Below are 12,686 nucleotides of genomic sequence, written 5' to 3'. Positions count from 1 at the left end.
TGTGAGCTAAAATATTTAACCAAACCTACTTAAAATCAATAACTGATTCAATACGTATAAACACGTATATTTCAATTTAACAGATAAAAATGTGTTGTTAATCTATGATATCGCGATTCTTTTGAGCCCAGATTAGCAGCGAGTTATGTTTTTTCTCTAGACTTAGCTTCGTAATCATATTACTCCGATGCTTGTCTACAGTACGCTCTGAGATAAAAAGTTTTTCTGCAATATCTCTAGTAGTAAGTCCATCCGCTATTAACCGTAGGATTTTTACTTCTGAAGGAGTGAGGGGAGTCTGTTTAATTTCCTCAAAAATTTTCTCACTAAAAAAATTACCACCGGCTAACACTTCTGATACGGCCCTCGATAAGTCATCCAAGGCAAATTCCTTTAGGATATATCCAGAAAGATTTAATTCTTTTGCTTGGTGAAAAAGGTATATCTCCTTATGAAGTGTCAAAAGAATGATTTTTGTGTCAATTTTAAGTTTTTTGCAATCTGAAGCTACCTCTAAACCCGATTTGCCGGGCATATCCATATCTAGAATAGCAATTTGAGGTTTGAACTTGGTAATTTGGTCTAATGCGCTTTTACCATCCTTAGCTGTGGCGACGATGTTAAGTCCAATTTCAATGAGAAAATCATGTAATCCTTTGAGGAGGATGGGATGATCGTCGGCTATTATTACTGTTGGTTTTTGATTAGACATATATCATTTAGACATGTTACCACTCTCCTTCCACTGTAGGCTTTCATTCTTTCATTCAGAGGAATAATGCTTTTTTGAGTGTTCCAGCCCGATCCTATGAAAGTCATTCAATTTTTCCAAAAACTCAAATCAATTTTCATTGACTTAATAATTCAATCTAACTTCCTTACTAACAATAGGTAAAATTTACAGTCAATTAAGATTCCTCGTGACCTTGCTACTAATCAAATGATTATTTCATGAGTCAATCCTATAAATAAGCATGACCGATATTATGGTAAAAACAATGCTTAAAGAATAAGTTCATTCTGTTTTCAATCGAATTACTCTTAATATAATGAATTTAATATTTTAAGGGTAATATAAGTGCAACCTAATAACACTTTTAAAATCTCTGCGGATTAAAAATCACCGACCATAAATCTTATTACCATATTATCAAGACAATTTTCCTTAGGAAAAGTTTTAGGCTGAAATCAAAACCTTCGTCAGATTTAAAGGTTTACTTAAATAGGAAGATTTTATAATTATTTGATAATTAATTGTTTGAGAGTAAACTAATAAAAAGCCATTATACGAGAACCCATTTTAATCCACTACAATGAATAGAATTTCACCCATTTCAATTTTATTTTTTTTCTTCATGTCCTCATTTGATTCTTTTTCACAGGAAATCAAATTAAAAGGTAAAGTAATGGATGGCAAACGCGAATCTGCACTTGAGTTTGCAAATATCGCCTTGCTTCATCCAAGGGATTCTGCTGTAGTTACTGGAGGAATGAGTGAGCTTGATGGGAGCTTTGAGTTTTCCACCGCTGCGGGTGATTACATCTTGAGGGTAGGTTTCATAGGGTATTTAGAATTTTATGAGAAAATCACTTTGCCGTCAAACAAGAACTCTGTCAACTTAGGAACAATCACACTAGAAGAGGATGCCCAAAATTTGGACGAAGTAGTCGTTGAAGGTGTGACCTCTATGTTTGAATCGGATATTGACAAGAGAACCTACAATGTAGAAAACAGTATCGTAGCAGAGGGTCAAACAGCTTCTCAGCTTCTTGGTACGTTGCCATCTATTCAAGTTGATGACGAGGGAGGAATTACGATGCGAGGTAGTGGAAATATCCTGATATACATTAACGGGAGGCCATCCAATCTTTCAGGAGATGATGCGGAGAGTATACTATCACAGTTTCCAGCAAATAGTATCAAATCGGTAGAATTGATTACAAATCCATCTTCAAGGTACGATGCTACAGGCGTGGGCGGAATTATTAATATTGTTCTTAAAAAGAATGAAAAAACTGGGTTTAATGGGCAGGTGAATGCTTCGATTGGGACCAGGGAGAAATATCAAGCCGGAATAAATCTGAATTACGGAACTGAAAAAGCAAATTTCTATGCATCCTATAATTGGCAGGATAGACGCCAGCGTGAAAATGGAGAAGGAAGTCGGAATAACTATTTAGAAGGATTTTCTCCGAGATTGGAACAAGTTCAGGATGGCTACGAAGTAGAAAAAACTCATTTGATCAGAACTGGAGTTGATTATAATGTTTCAGATAGAGGGATGTTGGGAATTTATTTCCAGGGGAATTTCGACGATGAGGTAGAATATGCAAACATAACCCAGCGCAATCTGAGTGAAAGTGGTTCGCTGGATTCCAGTTTTGTGCGCATTAATGATGAATTAAGTACTAGTGGAAATTACGAAGGTGGGATCAACTATACGTGGAATATTGATTCACTGGGCCAAAAGCTTTATTCCTCTCTTTCATACTCTTATGACAACAGAGAGCAGACTGAATTTTATAATCAGCAATTTTTCAATGCCGATGGAAATTCAGATCCTACTAAGCGACTGACTCAAACTAATGAAAGGCCAAGGACCAGCAACCTATATGTAGCGCAATTGGATTACGAGAAGCCTTTTACTAATGGAGCATCTATTGAGACGGGATTTAAAGCAACCGTTGGAAATTGGCAATGGAGTCAGGAATTTGCACAAGGTGATGAGTTTAGCGATTTTGAACCGGTAGTGGTGGATTCTCTGTCAGATACGTTTGATTTTGATGAGCATGTATATGCTGCATATTTCACCTACAGAAATACCAAAGGAAAGTTTGGTTACCAATTAGGTCTAAGGGGGGAATACACAGAGACTCTTGGAAAAACGGTAAGGAATAATGAAAGCATTCCAAATGACTACTTCAATGTTTTTCCAAGTGCTTTTTTAAGCTATACAATTGCAGACGAAAATGAGTTGACATTGAATTACACTCGTAGAATCTCAAGACCAAGTATTTGGGATCTTGCCCCAATATACAGAGTTCGTGACCAATACAATTTCAGCATAGGAAATCCATATTTACAGCCGGAATTTACCGATAGCTATGAAGTTGGCTATATGAAAGGCTGGGAAAAATATTTGCTAAATGCCACGGTATACCATCGATTTAGCACCGATGTAGAGACGAGGATTACGATCCTGACTGATGACAATGTGGCCATTCAGAGTCGCCAAAATGCAGATACCCGGTCCAGTACTGGTTTTGAGCTGATCAACCAAGTCCAGATTGTTAAAAATCTGGATGCTACTTTGACTGGAAATCTATTTTACTCTAAAATTAATGCTGAAAATATTGAGGAAGATTTCAGTAATGAGAATTTCAGTTGGACGCTTAATTTACTAGCAAATTGGCTTGTCCCTAACTGGTTTAACGTACAAGTCCAAGGAAACTATCGAGGTCCAATTGTTCTTCCGCAAGGCCAGATTGAACCTCAATACAGTTTAAATGTTGGATTGAGAAAGGATTTATTCAACGGAAAAGCAACTATATCCGCTAATGTGAGCGATGTCTTCAATACCCGTAATTTCAGAATTACAACCAACAATCCACGATTTGATGAGAAGCGAGTTTTTCAGAGAGAAACGCGGGTAGGAACTCTTGCTTTTACATATAGATTCGGAGGATTCAAGGAGCAGCGTCAGGGAAATGAAAGCCGAAGAGAAGGAGGAGATGATGGGGATGATTTCTAGAAAATGTAAAGTTTTCTATTTTAACCATGAGTCTTTTAACAGAACAAATCAAAGCTGCATTGGCTGACAAAGCTATCCCCGAAAAAGCAGCTTTTTTTCCTAAATTCTTCAAATGTAAACCCGGTGAATATGGGGAGGGAGACCAGTTTTTAGGAGTAAAAGTGCCCGAGCAGCGCAAAATAGCAAAGGAAGTTTTTAAGGATATCAGCTACTCAGAAATTGAGGAATTATTGCATCATGTATATCATGAAGTTAGACTTACAGCAGTTTACATTCTTGTTTATCGGTATCAAAAGTTAAAAAATGATACGGATCGAAAGAAGTTAGTAGATTTCTATTTGTCCCATCTTAATTATGTTAATAATTGGGATTTGGTGGATAGCTCATGCCATCATATTTTGGGACACTATTATTTGGATAGAGACAAAGAACTTTTCTATGAATTAGCCTGGACGGATCATCTCTGGAGGCAAAGAGTCGCAATGATTAGTACTTATTATTGGATCAAGCGAGATCGTTTTACTGATGCATTGGAATTAGCTGAAAAACTTCTTCATCATCAACATGATTTGATCCATAAGGCTGTTGGATGGATGCTTCGTGAGATAGGTAATAGAGACTTTGAGGTTGAGATGAGCTTTTTAAGAAGACACTATCAAATCATGCCTCGCACTGCATTAAGATATGCCATTGAGAAGTTTAATCCGGAATTGAGAAATCAATTTTTAAAAGGAAAGCTGGAATAAGCTTTAACCAAAAGAAATATTCTATAGCCAGAACCATTTTCTTTTCTTTGCAATTAGAAATACGAACATTCATTTTAAGAAGTAATACATGCAAAAGCCCGATTTCAACGTCGAAGAAGTAAATAAAATTATACGTGGACGTAGGTCCATGTTTGCTGCGCAATTCAAAGAAAATGACCCTATCGACGATTCTATTATCGAAGAGATGCTTGAAAATGCTCGTTGGGCCCCCACACATAAATTGACTCAACCTTGGAGATTTATTGTATATACAGGTGAAGGGTTAAAGAAATTCGCTGATTATCAGGCTGAAATGTACAAGCTCAGAGCGGAGAAGAATGGTACTCCATTTTTGGAAGCTACATATGAGAAGTTTAAGCAGCAACCTTTAAAGGCTTCCCATATGATCGCAATAATTTTGAAAAGATCAGCAGGAATTCCTCTGATGGAAGAGATTGCAGCAGTGTCAATGGCTGTTCAGAATATGTATTTGACTTCTTCTGCTCATGGTTTGGCAGCTTATTGGGGAACTGGTGGACCTACTTTTTGGCAAGAAGCCAGAGAAGATTTTGGACTTGAGGGTGAAGATGCACTCATGGGATTTTTCTATGTGGCCAAGCCAGCTACTGATACTTGGCCTGAAGGAAAAAGAGACAGTTTGGATGAAAAAGTTGCTTGGATAAGAGAGTGATTACTTCAAATAAAACGGCAATGGTAGATATCATTGCCGTTTTTGTTATTAACATTAATTCCTAGAAACCAACAAATGCTGGTGGCTCCACGCCTTCAGCTCTCAAGTAAGCGATAGCAGATCCTCGATGGTGTGTAGAATGATCCATTATCAAAGCCATTATTTGGCGTCTACTTACGTTGTTTCCAAACACTTCTATAGTTTCCCCTGCATCAGCGTCAGACATAGCTTCCATAGTTGCAGTTCCATAATCATAACATTGAGCTACATAAGTGGCCAGATCCGCTTTAGATGCAGTAGCCAGATCAATACTAAATCCTGGCTCACCACCTTTCAAATATCCCTGAGATAGCCCAACGATTGAATTTGCGATGTGATGAATTTGCTCTTTGAATGACATTGCTTCTGGATCAGTTTTGTAGTCCATACCAGAGTCAGGCATTTTGTCCAGAACATCCAAAGTGAATTGTTTGCTGTTCATCCATTTGCTCATGAACTCTTCTTTTGTTGTTTGCGCTGTAGTTGCTGTAGCAACCATCATAAAAATGGCAAGTATCATACTGCCAAAAAGGAATTGTCGTGCTTTTTCCATTTGAATAGAGATTGGTTATTTGGTTAAATTTCATTTATTCTCCACCCAAATCAAACAGTTTGTCTAATTTTAAAGCATGAGGAAAAATCTTTGGCTCGGTTTCTTGCTAGTAGGTCTAATAGGGTGTGAAGAGACCTATTTGCCAAAACCGGCTGGCTTTAATAGGATTGATTTACCAGAACATTCATTTGAGAGACTTTCTGAGGGCTATAGCTATCAGATAGATTATTCTTCCTATTCTAAAGTGGAGGCAGATTCTTTCAATGTTGCTGAGGAAGAATGGATTAATTTGAATTATTCAGACTTCGGTGCCAAAGTCCATTTAACCTACAAGGAGATAGATGGCGACAAGGTTAATTTTAGACAATTATCCAATGATGCCTTCCGACTTACTTCCCAGCATCAGGTCAAAGCTTATGGAATAGAAGAAGCTGTTCTCCTCACACCCGAAGGGTATACAGGAGTGGTAGCAGAACTCACTGGAGAAGTACCTACTCAATTTCAGTTTTTTGTGACAGATTCCACTAAAAACTTCCTGAGAGGGGCTCTATATTTTAATACAGCTATGAAAAATGATTCTCTTGCTCCAGTTATTGAATTCATCAAGGAGGACATGGCCCACTTGATGAATTCAGTGAAATTTGTTGATTAACTGAGCTTTTTCCAGGAACTGAAAATGATGATTCCTCCTACTACAGCTATTGCTCCTGCGATAAATCCTGCTAGCATGTTTCCGTAGATAAAAAATCCTGTAGAGAACAAGGCTGCGTATACCATCACTGAGCCAATCATCATTAGCCCAATTTCTTTTGGCAATTGACCAATCACTTGCTTTTCGCCCGGATACCTATCTAGTACCTTTTTCCAACCAAAAGAAGCAGGTTTAACTTTTCTATAAAAGGAAAGTAGCACTTCGTCCTTTTCAGGAGCTGTTACAAACGTCACTATCAGCCAGCCGATTGTTGTGATGCTTACACTGTAAATTAATTTCAAATATGCCTGATTTTCAGGGATCATAATCCAGTTTACTTTTGGATTGATCACTTCAAAGAATATAGCCACCACAAATGAAATCGCCATGGCAGAGATCTCAGTGTAAGCGTTAATTCTCCACCAGAACCATCTAAGGATAAAAATCAGACCTGTTCCTGCTCCAATCTGAAGTAGAATGTTAAATGCATCAAGTGCACTCGAAAGTGCCAATGCCAACACAGCGGAAAGTACCATTAATAATACCGTGGATATTCTTCCCACTGCTACCAATTCCTTATCTGAAGCCTCAGGCTTCATAAATCGTAGATAAAAATCATTTACTATATATGAAGATCCCCAGTTCAGATGCGTCGAAAGGGTGGACATAACTGCCGCAATCAAAGAAGCTAATACTATTCCGATCAGTCCCGTAGGAAGAAATGTCAACATAGCCGAATACGCCAAATCGTCTCCCAGTTTGTCAACTGGGATATTTGGGAAAGCAGTTTGAAGATCAGAGATATTCGGGAAAATAATCAAGGAAGCAAGTGCAATCAGAATCCATGGCCAAGGGCGCATCGCATAATGAGCAATGTTGAAGAATAATGTAGCTCCGATGGCATTCTTCTCATCTTTGGCAGAAAGCATTCGCTGTGCGATGTATCCTCCTCCTCCAGGCTCAGCTCCTGGGTACCAAGTCGCCCACCACTGGATTGCTATTGGCATCAAGAAAAGCGGTATGTATGCATTAGGGTTAGAGAAATCAGGAAGGAAATCAAGTTTTCCTGCCACATTCTCGTGAGTCAACAAATTATCCAAAGATCCGATTTGAGGCAGATCCAATATGTAGTATGCTGCGCCAAAAGATCCAATCATCGCGATAAAAAACTGGAAAAAATCAGTAAGTAGAACACCTTTTAGACCACCAAGAGAACTATAAACTACAGTAACTATAGAAGCTATAAGTAATGTCTGAATAGGTGTCAATCCAAGCATTACCCCACCGATTTTAATAGCGGCAAGAGAAACAGTTGCCATAATTACCACATTGAAGAAAACCCCTAGATAGATTGCCCGGAAAGCTCTTAAAAAAGCAGCTCCCTTTCCCGAATATCGCAATTCATAGAATTCCAAATCGGTAGTAACCTCGGATCTTCTCCACAGTTTGGCATAAACGAATACAGTCAGCATACCAGTCAGCAAGAATGCCCACCATGCCCAGTTACCTGCAACACCGTTTTTTCGAACAATATCAGTCACTAAGTTTGGTGTGTCTGCAGAAAATGTCGTAGCCACCATGGAAACTCCCAATAACCACCAAGGCATATTTCTGCCCGAAAGAAAAAATTCTTTGGCAGAAGATCCCGCTTGTTTTGAAGTATATAGTCCTATTAAAAGGGAAATAACAAAGAATGCGGCAATGATCGCCCAGTCAATGGAGGTTACATTCATAGTGGATGAGATTAATGAATTCCTTAATTTTTTTTATAAAATACCTTCTACTTAAATAATAAATTTTACTAATGTATTTATATTTTGTCAAATGGGAAAAATCTAATTCAGAAGTTTACTGAGATTTTGCCGTATTTCGTAAATTTTAAAATAAAATGTATGTGATAGTACATTCTTTATATGCGATGGACTGATTTAAATATAAAACCCACACATTTTGGTAATAGAAATTTTTGTCATTTTAATGAATACTCAGAACCTGATGTCTATTTGACATTCTATTGGATTCCAGCATCACTTGCATGTTAAATTTATGTCAAAATTGCCAACGATTGCCAATTGGAACAAAAACTCATATAATGATCGGTTTTTTTTGTTTCTAATAATTCGGATCTGAATGTCATGCTATAGCTTTGGGCCATGATTAAGGAAGACATTGCTGGCATTCTGGCCAATTATACTTTTACCTCTTTTGAGAATTTTGAATTTCAGGCATTTGGTGCAGGGTTGATTCATGGTACTTATTTGATTGAGTCCGGAGATGCGAGATTCATTTTGCAGGAATTCAACAACGGAGTGTTCCAATATCCTGAGCGGATATCCCATAATCAGCGTTTGGTAAAATCGCAAGGCAATGTCACTTTTCTGCCATTTCAATTGCCTCTACCCATCCTAAACTCAAATAATAAGTTAATCACGACGGTGCACGGCCATCTTTTCCGCCTATTTGAATTCGTCTCAGGGCAGACTATCCAAGAAATTTCTGGGCTAGACCAAGCCTACTTGGCGGCAAAGGCTTATGGAGTATTTGCGGAATGGGGAAAAGACATAGATACCAGCCAGTTGCAGGAATGCATCCCAAACTTCCATCGCTTGGATCTGCGCTTCGCAAAACTGCAGGAAGTTGCTGCAGGAATAAAATCTTTTTCAGAAGAAGATCAGCGGGTATTGGATTTTTACTTGAGTCAAAAGGAATTGATTTCGGCTTATCTGAAATTTCAGGCTATTCTTCCAGACCGATTAACCCACAACGATACAAAAATCAACAATCTAATATTTTCCCATGATCTTCAAAAAGTGGAAGCTGTAGTCGATCTGGATACCTTGATGAGTGGATACCTGATGTATGATTTTGGGGATTTGGTACGAACAGTTGCATGTTCTGTATCGGAGACCAGTCGGAATTGGGATGAGATTAAACTTGAAATCCCTGTTTTCGAGCAGTTACTTAAAGGCTACTGGGAAGGTGTCAAATCCTTGGCTACAGAAGAGGAAGCTAAATCCTTGCTTTTGGCTGGGGAAGTAATGATATGCATTATGGGCCTTCGCTTTTTTACTGATCACCTCCAAGGTAATGTGTATTATAAAGTGGAATATCCTGAACAGAATTTCCATCGGGCAAAAAACCAAATGCTTTTATTGAAAAGTCTTCAGGAAAATAAGTCTGAATTAGAGAAAATCTGGAAGTCTGTCACACAATTCTAAAATTGTATTCTGACAATTCTGGTCATTTTTTATTGGCAATTGGGCAGAGTGGGTTTAATTTGTCCTAATCCAAAAATCAATTTTCCTTGTCCGGATTTTTTGACACCAAGATAGAGTTTCTCAAAGGAGTTGGCCCGCAGCGTGCCGCTCTGATCAACAAGGAGTTGAATATTTTCACCTTCGGGGAATTGCTGCAGCATTATCCGTTTCGGTACGAGGACAGAACAAAGTTTTTCAAGATCCGGGAGCTGCATTCAGAGATGGAATCTGTGCAGGTGATCGCCAAAATCCGAAACTTTGAGCTCGTAGGAATGGGCAATAAAAAGCGACTCGTGGCTCATGTGGCGGATGAAACTGGGGAAATGGAAATGACCTGGTTCAAAGGAATTGCATGGGTTCAAAAGAATATTGTGCCAGGCGCAGCCTATGTTTTTCTGGGAAAACCTGCCCAGTTCGGAAGAAAGTGGAGTATAGCACATCCCGAGATGGAGCCGCTTACCTCAGCTAACGAAAAGAGAAATAATTTCCAGCCCGTTTATTCTACTACGGAAAAGCTGAGAGCCAGATTTTTGGATTCCAAAGGGATTTCCAAAATCATGGAGCAGTTGGTTCAGGTTTGCTTTCCACATATTCAGGAGGCGATTTCTGGGGAGATTTTGCAGCAATATCAACTTATTGGGAAGAAGGAGGCTATTCGTCAGATTCACTTTCCTACTGAGCCAAACCTACTACAACGAGCTAGAAAGCGTTTGAAATTCGAGGAGTTTTTCTATTTGCAACTTCGTCTATTAATGCTGAAAGTAGCCAGGACTGAGAAGTTTCGCGGACAGATACTGAACAACACAGAGTTGCTCACGGAGTTTTATACCAATCACATTCCTTTCGAGCTCACCAATGCGCAGAAAAGAGTAATTCGTGAGTCTTACGGTGACATGAAATCGGGTAAACAGATGAATCGCCTGATCCAAGGAGATGTGGGAAGTGGTAAAACGATGGTTGCGTTTATTTGCGCATTGATTGCGATCAGTTCTGGGGCGCAGGCTTGCTTGATGGCTCCCACGGAGATTCTGGCGACACAGCATTATGCCGGTTTGAAGGAATTCGCTGATATGATGGGGCTAAAAATTGCTTTGCTCACGGGCTCAACCAAGAAATCTGCCCGAAAAATCATTCACGAGGACCTGCTTTCCGGTGAACTCAAAATTCTGATTGGAACGCATGCACTTTTAGAAGATGTGGTTCAATTCCAAAATCTAGCATTGGCAATAGTCGACGAGCAGCATCGTTTTGGTGTAGCGCAACGAGCTAAGCTTTGGGCTAAAAATGAAGAGTTTATTCCTCACGTATTGGTCATGACGGCGACCCCAATTCCAAGGACGCTGGCGATGACTCTTTACGGGGATTTGGATGTGTCCGTGATCGATGAGATGCCGGCGGGAAGAAAGCCGATTCAGACAGTGCATCGCTATGATAAGGATCGCTTGAAGGTTTTCGGTTTTATTAATGAAGAAATCAAAAAAGGAAGGCAAGTTTATATTGTTTACCCGCTGATCGAAGAGTCCGAAAAGATGGATTTGAAAAATGTCATGGATGGCTTTGAAAGTATCTCCCGTGCATTCCCTAATTATCCAATTAGCATCGTGAACGGAAGTATGAAGGCTGATGCGAAAGAATACGAGATGCAACGATTCGTGAAAGGTGAAACCAAGATCATGGTGGCGACTACGGTAATTGAGGTGGGAGTGAATGTGCCCAATGCTTCGGTGATGATCATTGAGAATGCAGAGCGTTTTGGGCTATCTCAGTTGCATCAGTTGCGCGGAAGAGTGGGAAGAGGTGCTGAGCAGAGTTATTGCATCCTGATGAGCAAGTATGAGCTTTCTAAGGATTCCCGGGTGCGATTGGAAACAATGGTTCGTACCAATGATGGGTTTGAGATTGCTGATGTGGATTTGCGGTTGCGTGGTCCCGGGGATTTGATGGGAACCCAGCAAAGTGGAATTACTGATTTGTTGATTGCTGATCTAAGTAAAGATGCTCCAATTTTGACTTCGGCGAGGGATGCAGCCCAGCAGCTATTAGTTAATGACCCAGAATTACTTCAGCCGGAAAATGCTCCGATTCTCCGACAGATTAAGCAACAGAAGAAAACGGCTGTAAACTGGAGCAGGATTTCTTGATCTGCAAACTACGCGACATCCTTTTCTTCGAAGTGCTTTATTTTATTGAGGTCTTTTTCTTTTTGCAAACCTTCTTCTTCGATATCATAGTCGTTTTGTAGGCCAAGCCAGAATTTAGCTGAATTTCCAAAATATTTACTCAGTCTGAGAGCTGTATCTGCAGTGATCCGGCGATTGCCTTTTATAATCTCTGAAATTCTGGTTTGAGGGATGTTTAGGTCTTTAGATAATCGATAAGCAGTAATATTTAACGGCTCCAAAAACTCCAAAATCAAAACTTCTCCCGGGTGTACGTTTGCTAATTTTTCCATGGTATTTATAATGATTACCTATTACACTCCTTCACAGTCTAAGAATATGGTTTTATTATTTAACTATCCCGCTGATTCTCATTGACAATGTAGCAACACAATTGAATCTATACGAAAATCTCCGCGAGCTCTGCTGAAAAAAAGTTATTTCCGCTTAGAAAATAATTCACCTATTCTTCTGAAAATTTGCTTCTCTTTTTCCCAGAAGAATTTAAACTGGCCGAAAATAAAGCCATAAATCAGTAGAAATATCTGATAAAGAGGAAGTACTAATAAGAGATATAAAAGGGTGTTGACTAAACCTCCTTTTTCTACTCCGAAGAAGTCAAGAATTGGATTCTTGATAAAAAGTATGGTGAATCCGGTGCAGGCAAAAACAACCAAAACTAAAACGACCTGAAGAAGGCTATCCAATTTCCATTTGGATTGAAGGCGCTGAAGAAAGCCTGGTTTATCGTTTTCCGCTGACATCACCCAAAAGTAATAAGAATCAGTCTAAATAAAA

At 39.1% G+C, this 12,686-nt stretch carries 11 protein-coding genes; 6 read left to right on the top strand and 5 right to left on the bottom strand.

Annotated elements, in window-relative coordinates; all coding sequences use genetic code 11:
* Positions 1-97: 97 nt before the first annotated feature.
* Entirely contained in the window at positions 98-712 is a 615-nt protein-coding gene (locus AACZ73_RS01615; protein WP_339874801.1) for a response regulator transcription factor, read from the bottom strand.
* 643 nt (positions 713-1,355) lie between these two features.
* Here AACZ73_RS01615 and AACZ73_RS01610 point away from each other — a divergent pair.
* The 3 genes from AACZ73_RS01610 to AACZ73_RS01600 all read left to right on the top strand — a co-directional run bounded on the left by AACZ73_RS01610 (position 1,356) and on the right by AACZ73_RS01600 (position 5,189).
* Entirely contained in the window at positions 1,356-3,752 is a 2,397-nt protein-coding gene (locus AACZ73_RS01610; RefSeq protein ID WP_339874800.1) for a TonB-dependent receptor, read from the top strand.
* Between the two features lie 26 nt (positions 3,753-3,778).
* The gene (locus AACZ73_RS01605) at positions 3,779-4,498 is read left to right on the top strand and encodes a DNA alkylation repair protein (protein WP_339874798.1); all 720 of its coding nucleotides are present in this window, start codon (positions 3,779-3,781) and stop codon (positions 4,496-4,498) included.
* A gap of 88 nt (positions 4,499-4,586) precedes the next feature.
* Positions 4,587-5,189: a nitroreductase gene (locus AACZ73_RS01600; protein ID WP_339874797.1), complete on the top strand. Its 603-nt coding sequence runs from the start codon at positions 4,587-4,589 to the stop codon at positions 5,187-5,189.
* 61 nt (positions 5,190-5,250) lie between these two features.
* Here the strand turns inward: AACZ73_RS01600 and AACZ73_RS01595 are convergent, their stop codons facing one another.
* Complete coding sequence (locus AACZ73_RS01595; RefSeq protein ID WP_339874796.1) at positions 5,251-5,781, bottom strand: DinB family protein; 531 nt, start codon at positions 5,779-5,781, stop codon at positions 5,251-5,253.
* A gap of 76 nt (positions 5,782-5,857) precedes the next feature.
* Here AACZ73_RS01595 and AACZ73_RS01590 point away from each other — a divergent pair, with 76 nt between their 5' ends.
* Positions 5,858-6,433 carry a gliding motility lipoprotein GldD gene (locus AACZ73_RS01590; RefSeq protein WP_339874795.1) on the top strand — a complete coding sequence of 192 codons (576 nt, stop codon included), beginning with the start codon at positions 5,858-5,860 and terminating at the stop codon, positions 6,431-6,433.
* Here the strand turns inward: AACZ73_RS01590 and AACZ73_RS01585 are convergent.
* Positions 6,430-8,205: a sodium:solute symporter family protein gene (locus tag AACZ73_RS01585; protein ID WP_339874794.1), complete on the bottom strand. Its 1,776-nt coding sequence runs from the start codon at positions 8,203-8,205 to the stop codon at positions 6,430-6,432. The two genes, AACZ73_RS01590 and AACZ73_RS01585, sit on opposite strands and share 4 nt — an antisense overlap.
* Before the next feature lie 420 nt (positions 8,206-8,625).
* Between AACZ73_RS01585 and AACZ73_RS01580 the strand changes: the two genes are divergently transcribed.
* A complete protein-coding gene (locus AACZ73_RS01580) occupies positions 8,626-9,690 on the top strand; it encodes a phosphotransferase (RefSeq protein ID WP_339874793.1) in 1,065 nt (354 codons plus the stop codon).
* Between the two features lie 86 nt (positions 9,691-9,776).
* On the top strand, positions 9,777-11,870 hold the full coding sequence (gene recG / locus AACZ73_RS01575) for an ATP-dependent DNA helicase RecG (protein WP_339874792.1): 2,094 nt from the start codon (positions 9,777-9,779) through the stop codon (positions 11,868-11,870).
* Between the two features lie 8 nt (positions 11,871-11,878).
* Here recG and AACZ73_RS01570 read toward each other — a convergent pair whose 3' ends face one another.
* Together AACZ73_RS01570 and AACZ73_RS01565 are read right to left on the bottom strand one after the other, a co-directional pair.
* Positions 11,879-12,181: a HigA family addiction module antitoxin gene (locus tag AACZ73_RS01570; RefSeq protein WP_339874791.1), complete on the bottom strand. Its 303-nt coding sequence runs from the start codon at positions 12,179-12,181 to the stop codon at positions 11,879-11,881.
* A 144-nt stretch (positions 12,182-12,325) separates the two neighbouring features.
* Complete coding sequence (locus AACZ73_RS01565; RefSeq protein ID WP_339874790.1) at positions 12,326-12,652, bottom strand: DUF6787 family protein; 327 nt, start codon at positions 12,650-12,652, stop codon at positions 12,326-12,328.
* Between the last annotated feature and the right edge of the window lie 34 nt (positions 12,653-12,686).

Source organism: uncultured Algoriphagus sp. (genome assembly GCF_963974835.1).
GTDB lineage: Bacteria > Bacteroidota > Bacteroidia > Cytophagales > Cyclobacteriaceae > Algoriphagus.
Note: the sequence above shows the minus strand (reverse complement) of the source record. Positions and strands in the feature narration are given on the sequence as shown.